Source organism: Chloroflexota bacterium, assembly GCA_014360825.1.
Taxonomy (GTDB): Bacteria; Chloroflexota; Anaerolineae; order UBA2200; family JACIWT01; genus JACIWT01.
On record JACIWT010000031.1, the window covers coordinates 1 to 20,168 of the forward strand.

A 20,168-nucleotide genomic window follows, 5' to 3' on the forward strand; every position below is an offset into this window, starting at 1 on the left:
GTGCAGCACTCGTTATCGTGCGCTCTGTCAGGATTGCACGAATAGCCCGCCTCTGTTTGTCATTCAATTTCTCAGATGTCGCATTTTGTCCCATTTTGTCTCACCAGAACGGCTTCTAAGCCTCGAATTCGCTCTCGCAGGTATCAGATGACCTTGCGATTTCGCCAAACCAGTCCACGAAGTCCTTGAGCCTCAAAGCCACAATGTCATCGACGTGATGTCGCCCCTTCTCGTGCAAAATCACAATCGGCAGTTTCGTGCCATCCGTGCAACCGTGCCTTGCTTGCTCCAGAGCCCCAGTAAGCCACTTCGGGAACGAACGCCAAGCCTTAACCTCGACAGATAGCCAGTCGCTGACTACGTCTGGCGTTGCCACCCCACGATTGCCCACCCGCTGGCCTTTGAGCCGTTTCGCTAACGTTCGTTCCACTTGCTTCCAATTGCTCATTCTCCATACCCCCGTCTGTATCGCTTGTCGCAGTAGTGCCCGCCCGTCATAAGGCAGGTCGCATTGTTCACAAAGCCACGAGCACCAATCTGACCTCAAAAACGAGTAGTCTTTGTCCGCAATACCCGAAACAATTATCCGCAGCGCAAGATGCCTATAACCCTGCGCTTGCTCCAGCGCTGCTTCGTGCTCAAGTTCCCAATCGTTTCGCATCATCACAAAAAGCAGTCGAAGTCCGAACCCAGATGGCCAATAGTCTCACGTATGTTGGCACTCTTGGCCCCCTGGCACTCTGAGGGGGTCAGGGGGCCAGAGTGCCAAGAGTGCCACTGTGCCACAGTGCCAACATTTTTCAATTCAGACTCTCTTTGCCAAAACCATCCTTCAGAAGTTTGAACACTTGTAACGTTCGCTCTTTTCTTAGCCCGTTTCAGTGTTCGCATCGCAATTCCCGCTTGTGCTGCCAATGCTTGGACTTCACGTGCTGGACGTGGCCCCTCTTTCAGGGTGTCCTTTAACCAGCGTTCCGCTTCTGCTGTTTGCGACACGGTTTCCTTCTCCTCTGCTACGCCAAGATACAAGAGTCCATCTTCACCAATGACATAGCGTAGGGCTTCGGGACGTGATACGAAGTTTGATTTGAGACAGGTTAACCGAAGCGTATCACCGTCCTTTTCTTCTGGCTCCAGCGCTAAAACAGAGCGGCTTGCTGCTACGATGTCAGATGAGTCCCGAACACGGTCGAGGTCTACTTTGTCGCTGTCCAGCAGTCCGCGCTTGCGAATGTGATGGAGAACCAGAACCGCCGCACCCGTTTCCTGCGCCAAACTGTAAAGCCGCGCAAAGAAACTGCGCATCTCTCGTGCGCTGTTAGCATCCCGTCGGTGGTGTGCGGTCAACGGGTCTACAACTACAAGGTCGGGCTGCCATTCCCGCCATGCAGCCTCTACGTCATCCCAGCGGTCATCGCAGGCGACAAAACCGCCCGTGTCGCCATACAAGACCCGAACGTTCTCCGAATCCGACCTCACCCCAACACTGACCATTTTCTCCAGCAACTCACCAGCACCGGCCTCTGCGTCCAGGTAGAGCACTTTGCCTTTTGGCGCTTGCGTTTGGTCTGGCCAGCGACCACCACTATCGAGCGCCGCTGCCAAGGCGCAGGTAAGCAGCGTTTTGCCAACACCAGACTTTGACACCAGCGTTGTTACAGCACGTTTCGGAATCCAACCTGGCCAAAGCCACTCCACACCTGACGTAAGTTCACGCAATTCGCCTGGGCTGTAAAGTCTGATTGCTCGTGGGGTTTCACTCCTGGCTTTCGCAATGCGTTCCTCGACAGCCTTTTGCCAGTTCGCATCGCCCTTGCCCGCAAGTCGGGCGATGTCGGACGCCAAAATCAAATGACGCCTTCGTTCTGCGCATTCCTTGATTTTCGCGACGCAGCGGTCGAATGATGGCACATCGCATCCACCCAACCCCCAATCCAGCAACATCTGTAAGGCTTCGTCTTCTGGCATTATGCCGCGGCGACCAAGTTCAGCAGCGACATTGTCTTCGGTCAGCCCTGTTGCGCCATCTTCAGCAAGGCTTAGAATGGCCGCCCAGACCTTGGCTCGCAGACCATCGTAGAAGTCGGCACTTGTTAAGCCCGACTGCACCGCCTTGTCGGGATAGAGCATCGCCACACCGATGCAGTTCAATTCGCTCTGTTCGTCATGCGGCCACGCTTCTCTGTCGCCCATGCTATACCTCCAGCCCTGTCAGAACAAGTTGGCGACCCACCGGTTCACTAACTTGCCAATACTCCAAACGCAGGCATACTTGGTTGCCAAACCCAAAATCAAATCGGATGCCATGCGCCCGAAAGTCGACGAGATTTGCCTCATAGCGGCGTCCGGTGTCGGCATCCCTGATGACCACGTGTGTTGCACCCAGCGCTTCAGCCCGTTCCAGCACCTCAACGTTGAACGCCAGGCCGGGACCTGGCGGCCGCTGAAGTAGATGACCCCGACTGCTGTGCAGCGTGACGCACAACACATCGCCACGCACACTAGCTACCCGACGGCCCTTCGCATCATACACCAAGGACGTTTGACTTGTGCCCGGATTGGTGTTACAATACGCAGTAGATGTGGCCTTCGCTGTCGCCACGTCCTGTTCGCCGCCGCCCGGTCGCCGCCGGGCGGTTTTGTTTTCGGTCATTTTCTACCCTCCTTAAATAGAAATCCCCTCCATTAAGAGGGGACAGGTAAAGGCTTAAAAATAAACCCCGCTGCAGTAAATGTTTAGTAGCAGTTCGGTTACTATTCGGTTAACAACTTCTCTTTTATTGACTTCACAATTCGGTTCATTCGTTGGGGACTTATTCCAAGTTCGGCAGCAATCTCTTTTTGCGAATACCCAAGTAGTAGCATTTCTACCACCTGGCGCTCCCGCTCTGTTAGTCCAATTAGGATGTCTTCACCCGTCTGAACATCCGATTCGCCCACGATGCTTTCGTCATCTAACTCGACAGTTCTATCCCGTCGCCTTTGCTGGTCTTCACGCCAGAAGGCCCGCTTACGGGCTTTCAGTATCTCACGCATCATTTCGTTGAAGTAACAAAGCCCACTGGCCTCGATTTTACGCCGAACTTTCGAAGGCACTATGACGAGTCGGGCCAGGTCGTTGCCCTCGCGGCGGTAGATAATGTATGCGTCTTCTGATGGGCATTCGCCATTCTTTCGCTCCTCACCATACAGCCGTTCCCACTCAAGTCCCCAATGCTCAGCCGGGGCCAATCTCGACGCATAGCCCGCCAACTCTCGCCAAATGGCGTCGTGAACCAGTTTGCGCAGCCTGTTCTTTTCCTCCTCAGTTAACATCCGCCTCACCTCCCACGTAGGTTAGCGGTGGGGCTGGCGACGTGGGCACCAGCCCCCAAACGACCCCGCGGGCCTGGGTCGTGCCCGCTCGATAGTATCATACTTGAAATCGAATTGCATCCCAAATAGGACGCCAGGGAGCGCCGAAGCGGGCGGGGTCGTGCACATCGGCGCTCCCCAACGGCTGGGCGGCTACAATAGCCTGTCCACTGGCGATGCCCGCTTGTGTGCTTCGGCCAAATCATTTTCAGTCTGGGCCAGGTAGCGACGCAACACCGACAGGTCGCTGTGGCCCATCAGTTTCTGCAAAGTCATCACGTCGCAGCCGTTTCGCAGCATCGTGAGTGCAAACGCCCGCCTGAAACTATGTGGCGATGGTATAGGCACTCCCGCCTTGTGTGCCCGACGTTCCAGGACTTGGCGCAATCCCCAATAGGTCAACCGTTCCCCATCCCTGGCAATCCACAACGGGTCGGCTGGCATCACCTCTGGCCTATGACGCAAGTATTGGGCCAACGCCCTTAATGCCTTGCTCCCCAGGAACGCTGTGCGAAACTTGCGCCCTTTGCCCTGCCTGACGACGACTGCGCCTGTGCCCAGGTTTACATCGCCCACGTTCAGGCTCAGGAATTCAGAAGCCCGTGCTCCAGAGTCCAGAAGGCAGAGCATAATCGCCCGGTCTCTATCGCCCGTGAACGTCCTGCGTTCGCAGGTTTGCAGCATTCGCTTGACATCGCTCATGGGCACCGGGTCTAACGGTTCCTGTGGCACTCGTGGTGGACTTACTCTCACCATCGGATTGCTCTCGATTATGCCTTCGACGTGCAGCCAACGGCAGAAGGTCTTGAGCACCCGATAGGCTTGGTGAACCCCACCGGGATTGTGGCTCTTTTGCAGACTGGTCAGGTAGTAGCGGATGTGGCCAGTAGTCAAATCTGCTATGTCCTGCACGTCTTGTTGACGAAGCCACTTCTGAAACGCCAGCAGGTTCACCCTGTAGATACGGATAGTGTTCGCACTGAGGTTTCGGGCCTGGCAGTCGGTCAGGAATGCCTGAACGTCCAGGCTCAGAGGCAGTTTAGAAACGAGGCGAAGCGCTTGCTCTATTTTGCGTGTTTTCGACATAGCAAAAACCTCACACCACTACCTGTTGTGGTATGAGGCCAATGCTTGCTACCTGTTGCGTTTCAAGCCACCCATCGGACTTGAACCGATAACCTAACGCTTACGAAGCGCTTGCTCTGCCGATTGAGCTAGGGTGGCCCTCTATAGCGCTTAGTATATCACACTGCAGAAACACTGTCAAACAGCGGCGACAGCAACCGCCGGTCTACCTCCGGAGCATAACGCTCCACCATCTCCGGCGTGATTCCCCCAGCCTGTATGATCTCCCCGTAGAGCGATCCGCTGCGCTTGAGTAGCCGCTCCTGTGTCCTCTCGTCTAGGTAGATCAGTCCGAAGCGTGCACTCCACCCCTCGGCCCATTCAAAGTTGTCCACCAGTGACCAGAAGTAGAATCCCTGGACCGGTGCGCCAGCAACAATCGCACGATACACTGCTGCTAAGTGAGTGAGAATGAAACGGGGGCGCATAGAATCGTTGTTATCGGGTACACCACACTCCGTCACGTAGATGGGCAGGCCAAACCGTGTCCACTGCACTAACAGTCGGTATAATCCTTCTGGGTAAACCTCGCCCCAACCCTCCATACTAAACTCGGCCTCTGGCTTGGCAAAACGACGCGAAAAAAAGAGTGCCAGGCTGAGCGAAATCGAAAGCCACCATATCGCGGCTGTAATAGTTGATGCCTAAGTAGTCCAGCGATTGGGCGGGGCCCGGGAGTCGAGACCAAGCCCCCAGTGGTGGGCGTAGCACGCCATCTAAAGTGCACAAAGAGAAGAGGTCATCGAACAAGTACGAGTGCAGGTAGGTCACTGCCCTGTCGCCTACCGAATGCGGGTTGGCGGGATCGAACACCCGCAAGTGGCGAGCCACACCCACGCGCGCCTCTGGCTGCATTTCGTGGATGACTGTGTAGGCACGAACATGGCCCAGGAGCAAGTTTCGCACCACACGCAGGAGTGCACCGAAATCGGACCTCCCTGGCGGCCATAATCTCATCAAATAGCCATAAACGGCGTAAACCATTGGCTCGTTGACTGTACACCAGATGTCCACTAAGTCTCCGAGTGCCCCCACGACCACACGGGTGAAACGCTCAAACAACGCGGGAGTTTCCTCGCATTCCCACGCCCCTTTCTCTGCCAGCCAAAGGGGGTTCGTGAGGTGGTGTAATGTCAACATGGGCACGATGCCCTGCTCACGCAGGTGGCCGATGATCTCGCGATAACGATCCAGGGCGGTGTGATCAAACTGACCGAGGTGCGGCTCGATACGGCTCCATTCCACAGAGAGGCGGTGAGCGTTCTGACCCATCTGACGCGCCAAGGCGAAGTCCTCTTTATAGCGTCCACCCCACCAGTCCGCGGCTAGGCCAGAGCGAGTGCCATCCCGGATGCGTCCGGGCTCTTGCTCCCAGGCCCACCAATCATTGTTGGTATTCTGGCCTTCCACTTGGTGCGCAGCGGTAGCAGCGCCCCAGAGGAAGTCGGGAGGGAAGCGGAGTATGTTGATCATGTCGGGTGGCAAGCGTCCTTCTGATTCATGGGTATATCCGTTCCAGCATGCGTGGGAAAGCAATCGTCTCACGAATATTGCTGAGATGGCAGATCCACGCTACGGTGCGCTCCACCCCAAGCCCAAAACCAGAGTGAGGCACCGCACCGTACCGCCGCAGGTCAAGGTACCACTCGTAGGCTTCGCGTGGCAGCCGGTGAGCCTTGATCTGCTGCTCCAGGTACTCATAATCCGCTGTACGCTCACCCCCGCCGATGATCTCACCATATCCCTCTGGGGCGAGAAGATCCACGGAAAGGCATGTTTCTGGCCGCTGGGGATCTTCGGCCATATAGAAAGCCTTGACCTGCTTCGGGTAGTGGTGCACGAACACCGGCTTATCGAATTGGCTGGAGATCTCTGTCTCATGGGGAGAACCAAAATCGTCGCCCCAAGTGAACTCGTGCCCCGCTTTCCGGAGGATCTCTACGGCCTCATCGTAGTGAATGCGCGGGAAAGGTGGCTCGATGATTTGCAGCCTCGAAAGATCGCGCCCCAATAATTCCAGTTCCGCGCGACGGTTCTGAAGCGCGGACTTTACGATGTGCGTGACCAGTTGTTCCTCTACTTCCATGCAATCATTCAGATCGGCGTAGGCCATCTCCGGTTCCACCATCCAAAACTCCGTGAGGTGCCGGCGAGTTTTAGATTTTTCGGCTCTGAACGTGGGTCCAAAGCAGTACACTTTGCCAAAGGCGGCAATGGTAGCCTCATTGTAGAGTTGGCCACTCTGGGTGAGATAAGCCGGTGTGCCAAAGTAGTCTGTCTCGAAGAGGGTAGTGGTATCCTCACAGGCCGCTGGGGTGAGAATGGGCGTGTCCACGTTCACAAAGCCGTTGCTGTCAAGCCATTCCCTGATGGCGCGGATGACCTCGGCTCGCACCCGTAAAATAGCCCACTGTCTCGAAGAGCGTATCCACAAGTGGCGGTGTTCCATTAGGAAACCAACCCCATGCTCTTTTGGTGTGATGGGATAGACTTCTGCTAACTGGAATATTTGCATATCCCTAACCGCTAATTCGTAACCTCCTGGGGCGCGTTTATCGGAGCGCGGAGTGCCGGTGACGATCACCGAAGATTCCTGGGTTACGCGTCGTGCGTTCTCAAAGGTCTGTGGATCCACATCATTCTGGAAGACCACGCACTGAAGAATGCCCGTGCCATCCCGAACTAACAAGAACTGGAGTTTGCCCTTGTCAGTCGAATTGTATAACCAGCCCTTGATTGTTACTTCCTGACCGACGTATTGACCGATTTCTCTGACATAAACATGCCTGCCCATGATGCCTTCTCCCTACTGTGAAGTGAACACATTCTAACTGCAATGGACATTGCCGTCAAAAGATGTGGGGTCTTGGATCTGATGGATTGAGAGCGTATTGGGGGCTTCGCCGGGCTAAACTTTATGAAGCGCCCCTCTTAGCAAGAACCGCTCCCGCAGCCGCTTAAGTGGCAGTGCACTTAGCACGGTTGCGACGTCAGGATCGCGGAATGTGCCCAGTGGGATAAGCGTTACGAAATATACCATCACTGCCACAGGTACAATGACCAGGAAATGCAGGTCGCGCAGCAGCCACATCACCGTTCCCATGACCGCAGCAGCGAGAGTCGGCCGCCAGAACACCTCAAGCCAGGGGATAGGGGTCAAGTTCTTGCGCACACACAGGTAGAAGGGGATGAGCAGAGCAACCTCGGAAAGGACAGTGACGGCTGCAGCCGCTCGATAACCAAACCGGGGTATGAGCAATAGGTTAGCCACCACGTTAAACGCCAAACCAATTAGGAAGGCACGGGTCAGATATCGTTGCTGGTTGATGGCGATGAGTACGTATTGGGTAACACTGTTGATAAAACCGATGGGCATAAACCAGATCAGGATTTGCAGCGCGATCATCGAATGTGGCATATAGGCCGCCCCACCCAAAATAAGGATCAATTCGCGCGCGACGAAGGTTGTGCCCATGGCCAAAGGCAATGCCACTAGTAATAGCAGGCGGATGGACAGGATATAGGCGCGGACGAGGGAGTCCCGTGCGGACTCAGCAAAACGTGACATAATGGGAAAAACCGCGAGCGTAAAGTAGGAAGGGATGATGTCCACACTGTGGATATATCTCATCGCTACGCTGTAATAGCCCAGTTCCACATCCCCGCGCAACGGCTGCAGCAGGAACACGTCCGCGGAAAAGAATGCCTTGCTCAGTAGGTTGTTGAGCATCAACGGGAAGGACGTGCCAAGCATCTCGCGTGTGGTGGCAGGGTCGAACTCTAACCGTGGGCGGAAGAGCAGTCGCCTGGCGAGGACATAGAGAATAGCCGCTGTGATCATGTTGACTGCCAGCGAAGTCCCGGCCACACCGACAAAGCCCCATCCCATAAGCAATGCGAATGTACCAAACGAAATTTTTAGCAACTGGGTTATGGTCGTCACGGCAGCAGGGTACTCCATTCGCTCATAGGCCTGGAATATCGAGCTCAGCGCATTGGCGAACAGATCGGGCACCAAGGCCAAAGTAAAGAAAGCGATAGCGAGGATCGTATCTGCTGCCAGTTTACCCGTCCGTGCGTAGGCGAAGAGGACCAGCGCCATGATTGGGAGCGACGTCAACCAGAGCAAAAGTCGCAGGATAGTAGCGTTGCTTAGATAACGATTCGCACGAAGCCTATCCTTCGCCGCCTCGCGGGTTAGGAGTGTCCCCAGCCCGAATTGGACCACGATGCTCGCGTAAAGAATGAAGTTCACCGCGAACTCGTAGCGCCCTGCGCCTTGTGGGGCGATGACGCGTAACATAAGCATTGCGAAGACCATGTCCAACACGCGGTTGATCAGTGATAGAACCATCGGGGTCAGCGCATTTTTCGCCACCCGCCTCACAGTGTCACCCTCCGCTTCTTGCCGATACAGTCGACCCCACAACCAGAGCCCTCCTAGCAAAGCCAGCGTCACCAAAGAGACGAAACTGACATAGAGTCCCAGTTTGGCAGAGAATGGCGTGTACTTGAAGTGGATGGTGTGCGCGCCCGGTGGTAAAGCCACGGCGCGGAAATTCCCATTGGCGCGATAAATAGTAAGTTCCTGCTCATCACGGGCTCCAGCAGGCAGGTCATACGCCTTCCACGTGTGGAACGTTGGCCAACTGGCGAAATAACTGTCACTTAATACCACGAACCCCGTCACCGGAAGCGTAGCCTGGATCATTACCTCGTTGATGCCGTAGCGCTCAATATTCACTGGCTCCCAGGGGCGAGTGGAACCAGCCATGTACTCAGTACCAGGGTTCTCTTCCAATACCACGAACTTGCGAGGATCAAATGTGTGCAAAATCTGTGCGCGCTGCATCTCATCTGGGATCACACGCGCGTTATAGATGGCAAAAGCACGGGGCAATACATCATCGTTCCGGTAAACACGTATTTCCCCATCATAGACCAGGGTGTAATTCGGATTCGTGATCTCTTGTGTAGTCAAGATGTATTTGACGTTTAACGCATCTAACAATGGTGAGTCCAGCGATGATACCTCTGTGATAGGAGCCACCCGATTGTAGAGTAACTCACCCTGTTCCTCGATCAGACTCATGAAGTCCACGTACTGCTTAGGGATCATGGAGTCATAGCCGCGGGCGTCGGCGATGCCATAGAGCATACCCGCGTTGGCGTTAAAGGTCTTCTCACCAGGAGCGATGAAAGCCGTGATACGATAGAGTTCCGGATCTGACTTCAGGAACTCTACTACTGGGGGCACAAAATCCAATAACCTCGGATCGGTTCGCGGGTTAAAACCAATACCGTAGGTGAACAACTCTGCTACCAGGACTACCAAGGCGAGCACTTGCCACATTGGCCAAGGTCCTATCCGCCAACGCTTCTGACTAGCCAAGAACACCGCTCCTGATCCGACTAAAAAGATGGCGAAGAGCGTTAGATTGCGAAACTCGTAGGAGAAGAAAGCCCGCCCGTCGGCAAACGCCTCGGGCGCCTTTGCCAAGCTCAACATCACCTCTTCCGCCAGCGGTATTATCCTATCGGGAAATCGCAGGCTGATGGAAAGTCCAGCTGCCAGCGCCAGACCCCCCAATACTGTCAGCCAGCCCAGCGCGCTTTCGAGCCGCCCACCATAACCTTTGCGCTTCTCCCATTGTTCTGAAAGCCACGTTGCGCCAATGCTTCCTAGGGCAGCAACACTGAAGGTGTAAGGGAATACCCAGCGGAAAGGAGAATGCAACTGCCCGATAAACGGCAAGGCAAAGACCAGCCGGTAGAAGGGCGTGCCAAACACGAAGAGCAGGGAGACGACAGCAAGCGCGGTGAAAAACAGCGTGTACCAGTTACGGTGTCGGACAATAGCCACCAAAGCGAACAGCAGAGGTAACAGGCCTACCCAACTGGCTCCCTCGACGTAGTTCTTGATGCCCCATTCAATAGTAGTGATGCTCTGTCCGGCGTAATTACGTAACTCTGTGACCGTCTGTCCGCTGAACACATCTATGTAACTGTGATGGCTGGGATTGCCAAAGAAATCTGGTATGAGGAAGGCGATGATGCGGCGCATTGGATATGCCCAACTGACAACCTGTTCGTAAGAGACCGAACCTTGGCGGAAGTTCGCACGTCCTAATTCGTACAGGGGAATGAACTGGAGTGCGCTCAGTCCAATGCCGAGAAGGAACAAGGTTGCAACCCCGACGGCCGGCGAGATGAGGAGTTTCGGGTCTCGTCGCTCCCACCAAAGGCTAACCAATCGGCAGAGAGTATAAAGCGCAGTCACAATCAGCACATAGTATGTGATTTCTGCATGCCCGGCGAGGATCTGTAGGCATAGCGCCACGGCGCCAACGATGACCCAGGGGATGGCCTGGCGCAGGTTGGCGTTACTATTACGGTAACCCACGACGATCTTTTCTATTACAAGCAGCAGAGCAGGTAGCCAGGCAACTGCGGCCAAAATCATGGGGAAGACGACACTGACCACAGTGAAACCGCAAAATACATAGACAATGGCTGCCAACAGGCTCCCCAGATAGTTCGCACCAATGGCGCGGGCGTAGGCGTACATGAGCAACCCAGAGATCAGGAGTTGGAGTACAGTGAACCAGCCATAGGCCTGTGCCAGGGGTAGGATGTAGTAAATAAGGCTAAGTGGGTAGAGCGCGGAATGTTGCCCGGCAGCTAAGAAAGGCACTCCCGCGAAAAGATATGGGTTCCAGAGGGGGATCTGTCTGGAGTGTAGCGAATCCACAATGAACTTCTTCCAGACGTAGTTCTCGAGAATAAGATCGCTCAGGAGGCCATTATGGGGAGTGCCAACACCCAGTTGACCAGCGAAACTGCGCCATGGCTGCCAAGCGAACAAGTTGTCGGCGGGCAGGAGCGTTCTTCCGCCCAGTGTCACAGGCCAGAAAAACACCAAGAGCAAAAAGAGTAGTATCACTGTAACAGTAAGAGCGGGAAGACAACGTCTCATATGCAAAATTACTTTTCCACCTTTCCGAGTCCCTGTGGACGATTATAGCAGCGAGGTAGGCAATGGTCAATCGGATGGTTTGGTCGAGAAAGTGATCCCCTGAGTCTACCCACTGGTCTGCTAAGCGCAAGAGGGGCGATTAGGTAATGGTCCGTTCTCGTGTTGCTACAAGGCAGTAATTGTGGTATAATAATTGTGCGAAGAGGGGCTTTCTGGTCTATTGCTATTCCACGTTGGGTTTCATGGCGATCGCCAAGGTCGGCAAGGATGGCCGGAAATATCCTGATTATCGAAGACAAAGGATCCATTGCCAGTCTCCTGTGGTCCGATTTGGCTCAGAAGGGTTACTCTGTTTCCCGTCTGAATCGAAATGAGGCCGTAGACCGAGTTGGCAACATGAAACCCCGTCTAATCATTGTAGACGTCGGCCCCCCTCAGGCGGAAATAGCACAGGCTTGCCATGATCTGCGTAGTTTGACCCCAGTTCCCATCATTGCCCTCTGCGATGAAGGGGACGACCTCGGTGAGATCGAAGGCGTAGAATATGTTTTGCGGCCCCCGGACTTCCGCGAGTTACTATCTTGTATCGAGGCTGCCCTGTCGCGTCAGACTCGCCGCCGACGTGCTCGCTATTTGAAAGCGGGTATTCTGACCCTCGACGTGCAGACCCATTCTCTGAGTCGTGGAGAAAGGCAGTATCACCTCACACCTAAGGAGTTTGAACTGCTGCACTTGTTCATGACCAACGTGGGTAAGGTACTGACACGCAAGCAGATCATGCACGAGGTCTGGGAAACGGATTACACTGGCAATACCGATACGCTAAACGTACACGTGCGCTGGCTGCGTGAGAAAATCGAAGACGATCCCAGCGCTCCAATCTACCTGCAAACGATAAGAGGCACAGGCTACCGGTTCAAAGTGCCTAAATCTGGCTCATCCTGTCAGCGCACTCCGAGCACATGAGCACGAAATTAACCTTGAGGACTGCGATACCGGTGCTGCAGTCCCCATAGGGCTAATCCCGCTACCATCATCAGCAGATAACCCCATTGATCCGTCCGAAATAGGCCAATAAGACTTGCCTCATCCCCGCGCACGAAGCCCAGTAGAAACAATGCCCCGCCGTACAGCGTCGCATAAAGCCCGGCGACTGTGCCTGGGGCATAGAGTCGTCGTTTAGTAGCCCATAATAGGGTAAACAAGACCGCGGCGCATAGGGCGCTTGCAATCTGCAACGGAAAGCGCGGCTCAACGATCCCGTAGATATCGGGCAGTTTCAAACTTAGCGGGGATTCCAGGACCCGGCCGTACTGCGATCCGTATAGCAGTGCTCCTATCCAGCCAAATACTTGTCCCAATGTCAAACTCTGTGCCATTAGATCAGCCAGGGTCCACAAGGGGAAGGATCGCAGGCGATAAGCAAGAACCAGCGCCAACAGACCACCTATGAAGGCACCAGGGAAAGAGAGGCCACCGCCCCAGAACGTCACAACACGTCTGAAGTCGGTGGTGTAATCGCCCCAGTTAAGGGCTACGTAGGTGGCACGGCCCCCTATGAAAGCACCCGCGAGGGTGATCAAAACCGCGTCGGTGATTTGTCTTCGGCGCAGCCCCCATCGTTCACCTTCTCGCCAGGCCCAGAGTAGCCCAGCAAATGCTCCGAGCCATACAAATAACCCGAATGTCGTGATATGCCACGGCCCGATTTGGAGCACTCGTAACAAGGTTCTATCCCCGCAGACTTTCGACCACGAGAGCGTACTTGTCAGCCAATTGCTGTGCCTGGGAGGCCGAGCTGGATTCAGCGTACACCCGAAATAGGGGCTGATCGGGGTCAGGCAACAGGAGCACCCACTCGGCACCCAGATCAATCTTCACACCGTCGATCTGTTCGGTCCGCCGTGGGCGATATTGCTCATTTAAAAGGCGCATTACCGTGCCTTTGGACTCCCACGGGCAAGAGACAGAGCGCTCGGCCATGAAGTGTGCGGGCAGCGAGACGACTACATCTGAAAGGCGAGTCTTTTGAACAGCCAAGAATTCCAGCAGTTTGGCAACTGCCATTAGACCATCCACCGCCGGCTGGAACTCGGGAAAAATGTAGTTGCCAGTGCCGTCTCCGGCCATAATGACGCCTTTGTGCGTTGCGGCTTCCATTAGGTCGTGCAAATCCACCTTCGTGCGAATCACTTTACCGCTGTGTTGCGCGGCGATCGTCTCGAACATCCGGGGCAGGTTCACTGGCACTGCAACAGTGCCTCCCCCATAGGCCCGCAGAGCCAATGTGGCTATGGCTGCACAGGCGGTCACATTGGGGACAATCTGACCACGGTCATCCACCAAGAAAATCTTTTCACCCCCTACGTCCAGCCGCACACCTAGATGGGTCCCAAGAGCCATGCAGATAGTCGCCAATTGTTGGAGCGACTGGTCGAACTCCTCACGCAGGATGGACATTTTAGTTTCGTCAATACTCGCGTTCAGAGCCACCACCCTGCAATTGAGATCGCTGAGAATAGATGGCAAGACCAACGAAGAAGGCGCATGGGCATAGTCTACCACAATATAGAAGCCGGCCTCTCGGATGGCCTCGACGTTAATCGCTTTCATGAACTCATCGCGGTAGCGTCCGATCACATTGGGCGCGTAATCAATGGCCCCGATCTCATCTAAATAGACCCGGCGGAAGTCTTCCCGGAAGAAGATGCGCTCGATGTTACGCTCCATGGATTTGCTGATATTCAGTCCCCGGCTATCCATGAACTTGATGTCTACGACGCGTTGGTCATGCGGTGAAACGCGCACGTGCACGCCACCCGCGGCAGCGATATCCCGCGTGATGAATCGGGCCACAGGGATGGGCACGGTGCGTAAGTCCTGAACCTCTATCCCTGCTGATGGTAGACCCGAGATGATGGCCCGCTTGATCATGCGTGCGCTGCGGCTTGGGTCGCGGTTGATGGTAACCGTGGCCCCCTTTGGCAAAGAGGCACCGAAGGCTGCTCCCAACTTGGCCGCAAATTCGGGCGTCAAATCTACATTCACCAGGCCAGTGACGCCGTAGCGCCCGAAAAGCACACGCCGCCCTTGTGCTCCCCAGATGATACTGGATTTGACTATTGCACCCGCCTCCACCTCTTTCTCCGGCCATATCCTCACGTTTGGGTGGATGATGGCGTTCTCGCCCACTGTGGACATATCGCCAACCACTGCGCCTTCGAAGATGATAGCCCGGCTTTTCAGGTTGCACTGCCGGCCGATGATGGCCCCGCGCAATTCCGCTCCCTCACCAATGTACGAATTGCGCCAGATAATGCTGCGCTCCACATGGGCGCGGTTGTCCACCACCGTGAAATCGCGGATGACGGCAGGTCCGTGTACGACTACGCCGCCTTTGATCTTTACTCCCTGACCGAGGTAAACAGGGCCGTAGAGTTGGGCATCTGGCGCGATCTCGACATCCTTATCGCACCAGACACCGCCACCAATGTGGTCGCCAATGGGCTCGAGTTGCACGCGTCGCTCTAGGACATCGGCGGTGGCACGCATGTATTCCTGGAAATTACCCACATCGCACCAGTAGCCCCCGGCCACGAAGCCGTATAGAGGATCGCCTTTTTTCAGTAGAATGGGAAAGAGGTCCTTGCTGAAATCGAAAGCCACGCCGGACTCGAAATAGTCCAGCACCTCCGGCTCGAGCACGTAAATACCCGTGTTTACCGTGTCAGAGATAACCTCTCCCCAACTGGGCTTTTCGAGGAACTGTTGAATGCGACCCTGGTCATCCACGATGATGACACCATACTCCAAGGGGTTAGGGACACGGTAGAGGATGAGGGTGGCCAAGGCTCTTTTCTGACGATGGTATTCGATGATCTGCCCCAGGTTGAAATCCGTTACTGCATCACCACTGATCACGATGAAAGTCTCATCCAGAAGATGACGGGCGTTTTTCACGCTGCCCGCTGTTCCCAGGGGAATCTCCTCAACGGAGTACTCGATGTGCATGCCCATGGCTGAGCCATCACCGAAGTAATCCTGTATGACTTCAGCCAGATATTGCACTGTAACAACTACATCCTGGATGTCGTGTTTCTTAAGCAGATCCAGGATGTGTGCCATGCAGGGCTTGTTGACAATGGGCACCATCGGCTTGGGACGGTTGATCGTGAGCGGGCGCAGCCGTGAGCCCTCTCCACCGGCCATCACTACTGCTTTCATCGCGCCGCCCTCCTCCAGTTCACGAGCCGGTCCATCTAAGACTAATAGTGGTTCGCCTTCGACTCCAGTATATCACTGCCACAGTGCCTTGTCAAGGTTTCTCATGCCCTGACGAACGGGGCAGTACCCCCCTTCACCCGATCCTAGCCCGTAGCGCGGGCCTTCAGTGCCTGTTCTCTGGCGAGCAATGCTGCTCCCAACGCGCCTATAATCTGGGGATCATAACCGGTAGATAACGCCTTTACGCCCAGGATGCGCTCCAGCCGCACCACGATGCCGGGATTCTTTGCAATACCGCCGCTGATGGCGAAATCTTTTTCCAAACCGATGCGTTGGATTAAGAGAGCAACGCGGCTGGCCATCGCAGCGCAGTAAGCGGCCAGCACAAGGCTCTTGGGCCAACCCTGGCGCAGGAGGGCCAGGGCCTCAGACCTGGCGAAAACCACGCAGGTGCTGCTTACTGGCGGCGGCTCTTCCTCAACCTGGAGTGATAGTAGCCCAATCTCCTCGATGGGCACGGCCAATAAGTCAGCGATGACTTCCAGACCACGACCGGTCCCCGCCGCACATTTGTCGTTCATCAGGAAATTCAGCACCCGGCCGCGCTCGTCGCAGCGAATGACCTTGCAGTCCTGGCCACCCATATCCAGCACCGTGCGGACAGTGGGGCCGTAGGCGAAATTGGCACCGCGGGCATGACATGCGATCTCGGTGATGGTGCGGTGGGCGAAGGGCACGTTCACCCGCCCGTAGCCCGTGCCGACGATGGAGAGGATGTGATTCAAAGCCATGCCCGTGCCGTCCAAGGCGCGATCCATCACCAGGCGGGCACTGTCGGGGCTGTTGTAGCCGGTGCGTATAGAGGCGTAGGCGTAGAGTTGGCCATCGGCCAGGATGACCGCCTGGCTGCTCACCGAGCCTATATCCACACCAGCCGTGATGACTTCTGCTTCCCGCCAATCCAAATCGGGTGAGAGCCAATGATATTCGCGCCAGCGCCAGTACTCTTCACTCACAATGGAAATTCTCCGTGCATCACGAGTTATAGGTGGCGATGAGCGCCGCACCCAGCGCGCCCGCATATTCCGGCCATCTGGGCACCAGCACCGTGGTGTGCAGGGCGCGCTCTAATGCCTCTACGAAACCGGCATTGCGCGCCACCCCGCCGATGAGGACCACGGGTTCCTCAACGCCCACGCGCCGTACAAGCGTAACGATACGCCCGGCGATGGCCTCGTGCACTGCCCGGGCGATGTCCTCCCGCGGCGTCTGGGCATGGATCAGTGAGACTACCTCGGATTCGGCGAAGATCGTGCATTGGGCGTTGATGGACACAGCCCGGGTCGAAGCCAAGGAAAGTGACCCCATCTCGCTGACCTCTACTCCCAGCGCTCGGGCCATCGTTTCGATGAACGCACCCGCGCCAGCAGCGCATCTCTCGTTGATGGCGAAATCGAGGACCCCACCCGCACCATCGCACCGCAAAGCCCGTGATTCCTCTGCTCCAACATCCAGCACAGTGCACACACCCGGGCAAAGGAAGGAAGCGCCTCGCGCATCGGCAGTTACTTCCGTCACCTGATCTTTGGCCGTGGCGACCAACCCGCGCCCCGCGCCCGTGGCCACCAGACGAGGGAGATCTTCGCGCTGCAACCCCGCCTGCTCCAACGCTCTGGTCAGCACCTCATCGATCGTGGTAGACAAGTCAAAGCCAACCCGTGCCATCGCCTTGCCGGCCACTCGCCCGCTCTCCACGACCACTGCTTTCACTGCCCAAGTGCCCACATCAATGCCCGCCGTGGCCATACGCTTTGCTGCTCCTTTCAAGCCCTACGCGCCCCTATCCCAAGTGCCCGGTATCGGTTCCCTGCAGGCTGGGCACCGTCCGTCCTTGACTTTCATCTCCAGCACGGCGAAGTGCATTCGATGCACCACCCTTTCCCCACAGCGTGGGCAGTAGGTGCTGTTGCGGTCGTGGCCCGGCACATTCCCGATATAGACATAATGCAACCCCTCGCCGGAGGCAATGGCGGCGGCCTGCTCCAGGGTCTCCAGGGGCGTGGCTGGCACGCGCTGCAGTTTGTAGGCGGGGAAGAAGCGCAGGAAATGGAGTGGCACATCGGGGCCGGCGCTGGCCCGCAGCCAGGCGCACATGCGACGAATGGTCTCAGGATCGTCGTTCAGCGAGGGGATGAGCAGGTTGACCACCTCGAGATGGACGCCGCTCCTGGCCACGGTAACCAGGGTGGAGAGGACGGGTTCCAGTTGTCCCCCGGTCATTCGCTCATAGAATTCGCTGGTGAAGCCTTTGAGGTCAACCACGACGGCATCTATGTGGGGCAAGAGGGCTTGCAGGGGTTCGGCGGCCAGTGAGGCATTGGTGTGCACCACAGTGCGCAGTCCCGCCCCTTTCGCCAAGACAGCGATGTCGTCCATATACTCGTAAAAGGCGATGGGCTCGCTGTAGGTGAAGGATATGGCGTCGCAGCTTTCCTCTAGAGCGCGGGCCACCACCTGCTCCGGCGTCAGATGGTAGTTGATGGTGTCCCACACCCCTGACTGGGAGATCTCCCAATTCTGGCAGGACTTGCAGCGGAAGTTGCAACTGGCGGTGGCGACGCAGAGCATCCTTGCGCCGGGCGTCATGTGAAAGACGGGCTCTTTCTCGATAGGATCCACCTCGACCGCGCAGGGGTGGCCGTAAACCAGGCTGTACAGCCTTCCTCCCACGTTCTTGCGATTGCGGCAGAAGCCAACGTTCCCCTCGCGGATCAGGCATTTGCGGAAACAGAGGCGGCAGCCGATAGTGCCATCATCGAGAGGTGTGAAGTAGCGGGCAGGGTGCAGCGCCGGGGCAGTGGCATCCGGCCCGGATTCGTCGTTTTGCCGACAGCCCCCCAGCCCCAGGCAAGAGGCCAGCCCGGCCGCCACAGACCCGGCCAGGAACTGCCGCCGCGTGACACGCCAAGGCACCACCTCTTCTCCCCCTTTTCCAACCGCTTGAACTCGCCAGACCCCGCGTGGATGTATTGTATCTAATCTGGCGCAATAACCAAAGCGGATAGTTGCGCGGCGATGATGTACCTTGGGGACAAATAGGAATTTGCTCCTTAGAATTCTGTAACAAGCCGTGGGAGCAATCTCCAGATTGCGACCAACACATCGCCGTCTGGAGGCGGCTCCCACCTGGGGATACCCGCTGCGCATGGCTACATCCATGAAGTCCTGGCAGGGACGACCGGCCGGTCGCCTTTCGCAAGGTGAGCCTGCAAATTCATGAGGGGATCAATGCAACGAATTTAGTCCAGCGGACTACGCACCGCCGACGCGCCGCGCTGCAGGACGTGGGTGTAGATCATGGTGGTGCGAACATCTTTGTGACCGAGGAGTTCTTGGACGGTGCGAATGTCATAACCGTCTTCAAGTAGATGGGTAGCAAAACTGTGGCGGAAGGTATGACAACTGCCGTGCTTGGCAACGCCCGCCTTGCGAATGGCTTGTTTGACCGCGCGTTGAATGTTGTCTTCGTGAAGGTGGTGACGGCGGATGACACCTGTGCGCGGCTCGGCAGAACGATGATCCGCCGGAAAGACGTACTGCCAGGCCCATTCTTTATTGGCGTTTGGGTATTTTCGTTCCAACGCATAGGGCAAGTAAACTGCTCCATAGCCTTCTTTCAAATCTTGCTCATGGATCTTCTTGGCATACGCTAACTGACGCTTGAGCGGTTCGACCAAAGACTGCGGCAGCACGGTGACGCGATCTTTTTCTCCTTTACCATCCCGCACCGTAATCTGCCGATAGGTGAAATCAATATCCTTGACTCGCAGGCGCAACGCCTCGATGGAGTTGACCTCGTCGCGTGTGAACACCACAGGGATATGTTTCGCTGCCCGCGCTCGCTCAATGCCCTCGATGTTGGGCAGTTGTATTTTGAGTACGTCGCGATACAGAAAGAGCAGAGCGGATAAAGCCACCTTCTGGGTTGAAGCGGAGACTCGCCTCTCCACCGCCAAGTGGGACAAATAAGCGCGGATTTCATCAACGCCCATGTCTTTGGGATGACGTTTGTTGTGAAAGAGGATGAACTGTTTGATATAGTAGAGATACGAGTCTTCTGTGCTGAGGCTCATGTGTTTGAGTCGCATTACCTGACGAACCTGATTGAGAAACGGCGAGGAGGCCATACTTGACTCCTTTCAAGGACTTGACAACTTGACATTGACACATTGAGGATGACTTCACATTGGGGTGCTGTGCCAGCACATGGTATCCACTCCAAGGGCCTAGTTCAACGGCGACTTTGTCGAGCATAAAAGGTACGACCAACCTGATGTTCTCATCGATCTCTGGCAATTGCTCCTTGAGGTGGGCAAAAGGTGTTTGGTAGCCCAGGGAGGAGTGTTCTCGTACGTTGTTGTAGTAGTAGAGATAGCCCAGGGCTTCGTCGAGCAAATCCCGCTCGCTGTGAATAGCAAGCGCTCTGGGG

16 protein-coding genes and 1 tRNA gene are annotated in these 20,168 nt (G+C 56.0%); 1 reads left to right on the plus strand and 16 read right to left on the minus strand.

Features of this window, described 5'->3' with window-relative positions; translation table 11 throughout:
* Nucleotides 1–115: 115 nt before the first annotated feature.
* The 10 genes from H5T64_12535 to H5T64_12580 all read right to left on the minus strand — a co-directional run bounded on the left by H5T64_12535 (nt 116) and on the right by H5T64_12580 (nt 11,455).
* On the minus strand, nt 116–448 hold the full coding sequence (locus H5T64_12535; GenBank protein MBC7265165.1) for a hypothetical protein: 333 nt from the start codon (nt 446–448) through the stop codon (nt 116–118).
* Nucleotides 449–663: 215 nt separating this feature from the next.
* The gene (locus H5T64_12540; protein ID MBC7265166.1) at nt 664–2,193 is read right to left on the minus strand and encodes an AAA family ATPase; all 1,530 of its coding nucleotides are present in this window, start codon (nt 2,191–2,193) and stop codon (nt 664–666) included.
* Between the two features lies 1 nt (nt 2,194).
* Nucleotides 2,195–2,653, minus strand: a complete 459-nt coding sequence (locus H5T64_12545; GenBank protein MBC7265167.1) for a hypothetical protein — start codon at nt 2,651–2,653, stop codon at nt 2,195–2,197.
* Nucleotides 2,654–2,754: 101 nt separating this feature from the next.
* Nucleotides 2,755–3,315 (minus strand): helix-turn-helix transcriptional regulator, encoded by a 561-nt coding sequence (locus H5T64_12550; protein ID MBC7265168.1) that lies wholly within the window; start codon nt 3,313–3,315, stop codon nt 2,755–2,757.
* A gap of 192 nt (nt 3,316–3,507) precedes the next feature.
* Entirely contained in the window at nt 3,508–4,440 is a 933-nt protein-coding gene (locus tag H5T64_12555; protein ID MBC7265169.1) for a tyrosine-type recombinase/integrase, read from the minus strand.
* 65 nt (nt 4,441–4,505) lie between these two features.
* Nucleotides 4,506–4,578: transfer RNA gene (locus tag H5T64_12560), tRNA-Thr, on the minus strand.
* Between the two features lie 20 nt (nt 4,579–4,598).
* On the minus strand, nt 4,599–5,024 hold the full coding sequence (locus H5T64_12565) for a family 1 glycosylhydrolase (protein MBC7265170.1): 426 nt from the start codon (nt 5,022–5,024) through the stop codon (nt 4,599–4,601).
* 1 nt (nt 5,025) lies between these two features.
* On the minus strand, nt 5,026–5,952 hold the full coding sequence (locus tag H5T64_12570) for a glycoside hydrolase family 1 protein (GenBank protein ID MBC7265171.1): 927 nt from the start codon (nt 5,950–5,952) through the stop codon (nt 5,026–5,028).
* Between the two features lie 25 nt (nt 5,953–5,977).
* A complete protein-coding gene (gene asnS, locus H5T64_12575; GenBank protein ID MBC7265172.1) occupies nt 5,978–7,273 on the minus strand; it encodes an asparagine--tRNA ligase in 1,296 nt (431 codons plus the stop codon).
* 114 nt (nt 7,274–7,387) lie between these two features.
* Nucleotides 7,388–11,455, minus strand: a complete 4,068-nt coding sequence (locus H5T64_12580; GenBank protein ID MBC7265173.1) for an oligosaccharide flippase family protein — start codon at nt 11,453–11,455, stop codon at nt 7,388–7,390.
* A gap of 267 nt (nt 11,456–11,722) precedes the next feature.
* Between H5T64_12580 and H5T64_12585 the strand changes: the two genes are divergently transcribed.
* Complete coding sequence (locus tag H5T64_12585; protein ID MBC7265174.1) at nt 11,723–12,421, plus strand: response regulator transcription factor; 699 nt, start codon at nt 11,723–11,725, stop codon at nt 12,419–12,421.
* Between the two features lie 8 nt (nt 12,422–12,429).
* Here H5T64_12585 and H5T64_12590 read toward each other — a convergent pair whose 3' ends face one another.
* From H5T64_12590 to H5T64_12615, 6 genes are all read right to left on the minus strand, one after another.
* On the minus strand, nt 12,430–13,182 hold the full coding sequence (locus H5T64_12590; protein MBC7265175.1) for a prolipoprotein diacylglyceryl transferase: 753 nt from the start codon (nt 13,180–13,182) through the stop codon (nt 12,430–12,432).
* Between the two features lie 4 nt (nt 13,183–13,186).
* A complete protein-coding gene (locus H5T64_12595; protein ID MBC7265176.1) occupies nt 13,187–15,679 on the minus strand; it encodes an NTP transferase domain-containing protein in 2,493 nt (830 codons plus the stop codon).
* Between the two features lie 143 nt (nt 15,680–15,822).
* A complete protein-coding gene (bzdQ, locus tag H5T64_12600) occupies nt 15,823–16,761 on the minus strand; it encodes a benzoyl-CoA reductase, bzd-type, subunit Q (protein MBC7265177.1) in 939 nt (312 codons plus the stop codon).
* Nucleotides 16,715–17,485: a CoA activase gene (locus H5T64_12605; protein MBC7265178.1), complete on the minus strand. Its 771-nt coding sequence runs from the start codon at nt 17,483–17,485 to the stop codon at nt 16,715–16,717. Before H5T64_12605 ends, bzdQ begins: the two co-directional genes overlap by 47 nt.
* A 24-nt stretch (nt 17,486–17,509) precedes the next feature.
* Nucleotides 17,510–18,655, minus strand: coding sequence for an AmmeMemoRadiSam system radical SAM enzyme (gene amrS / locus H5T64_12610; GenBank protein MBC7265179.1), 1,146 nt, complete (start codon nt 18,653–18,655; stop codon nt 17,510–17,512).
* Nucleotides 18,656–18,978: 323 nt separating this feature from the next.
* Nucleotides 18,979–19,866 (minus strand): integron integrase, encoded by an 888-nt coding sequence (locus tag H5T64_12615; protein ID MBC7265180.1) that lies wholly within the window; start codon nt 19,864–19,866, stop codon nt 18,979–18,981.
* Between the last annotated feature and the right edge of the window lie 302 nt (nt 19,867–20,168).

Bases quoted from the DNA above. Each gene is read 5' to 3' on its own strand.
- H5T64_12535 (MBC7265165.1), bottom strand. From the start codon at position 448: ATGAGCAATTGGAAGCAAGTGGAACGAACGTTAGCGAAACGGCTCAAA.
- H5T64_12540 (MBC7265166.1), bottom strand. From the start codon at position 2,193: ATGGGCGACAGAGAAGCGTGGCCGCATGACGAACAGAGCGAATTGAAC.
- H5T64_12545 (MBC7265167.1), bottom strand. From the start codon at position 2,653: ATGACCGAAAACAAAACCGCCCGGCGGCGACCGGGCGGCGGCGAACAG.
- H5T64_12550 (MBC7265168.1), bottom strand. From the start codon at position 3,315: ATGTTAACTGAGGAGGAAAAGAACAGGCTGCGCAAACTGGTTCACGAC.
- H5T64_12555 (MBC7265169.1), bottom strand. From the start codon at position 4,440: ATGTCGAAAACACGCAAAATAGAGCAAGCGCTTCGCCTCGTTTCTAAA.
- H5T64_12565 (MBC7265170.1), bottom strand. From the start codon at position 5,024: ATGGAGGGTTGGGGCGAGGTTTACCCAGAAGGATTATACCGACTGTTA.
- H5T64_12570 (MBC7265171.1), bottom strand. From the start codon at position 5,952: ATGATCAACATACTCCGCTTCCCTCCCGACTTCCTCTGGGGCGCTGCT.
- asnS (MBC7265172.1), bottom strand. From the start codon at position 7,273: ATGGGCAGGCATGTTTATGTCAGAGAAATCGGTCAATACGTCGGTCAG.
- H5T64_12580 (MBC7265173.1), bottom strand. From the start codon at position 11,455: ATGAGACGTTGTCTTCCCGCTCTTACTGTTACAGTGATACTACTCTTT.
- H5T64_12585 (MBC7265174.1), top strand. From the start codon at position 11,723: ATGGCCGGAAATATCCTGATTATCGAAGACAAAGGATCCATTGCCAGT.
- H5T64_12595 (MBC7265176.1), bottom strand. From the start codon at position 15,679: ATGAAAGCAGTAGTGATGGCCGGTGGAGAGGGCTCACGGCTGCGCCCG.
- bzdQ (MBC7265177.1), bottom strand. From the start codon at position 16,761: ATGCGGGCGCGCTGGGTGCGGCGCTCATCGCCACCTATAACTCGTGAT.
- H5T64_12605 (MBC7265178.1), bottom strand. From the start codon at position 17,485: ATGGCCACGGCGGGCATTGATGTGGGCACTTGGGCAGTGAAAGCAGTG.
- H5T64_12615 (MBC7265180.1), bottom strand. From the start codon at position 19,866: ATGGCCTCCTCGCCGTTTCTCAATCAGGTTCGTCAGGTAATGCGACTC.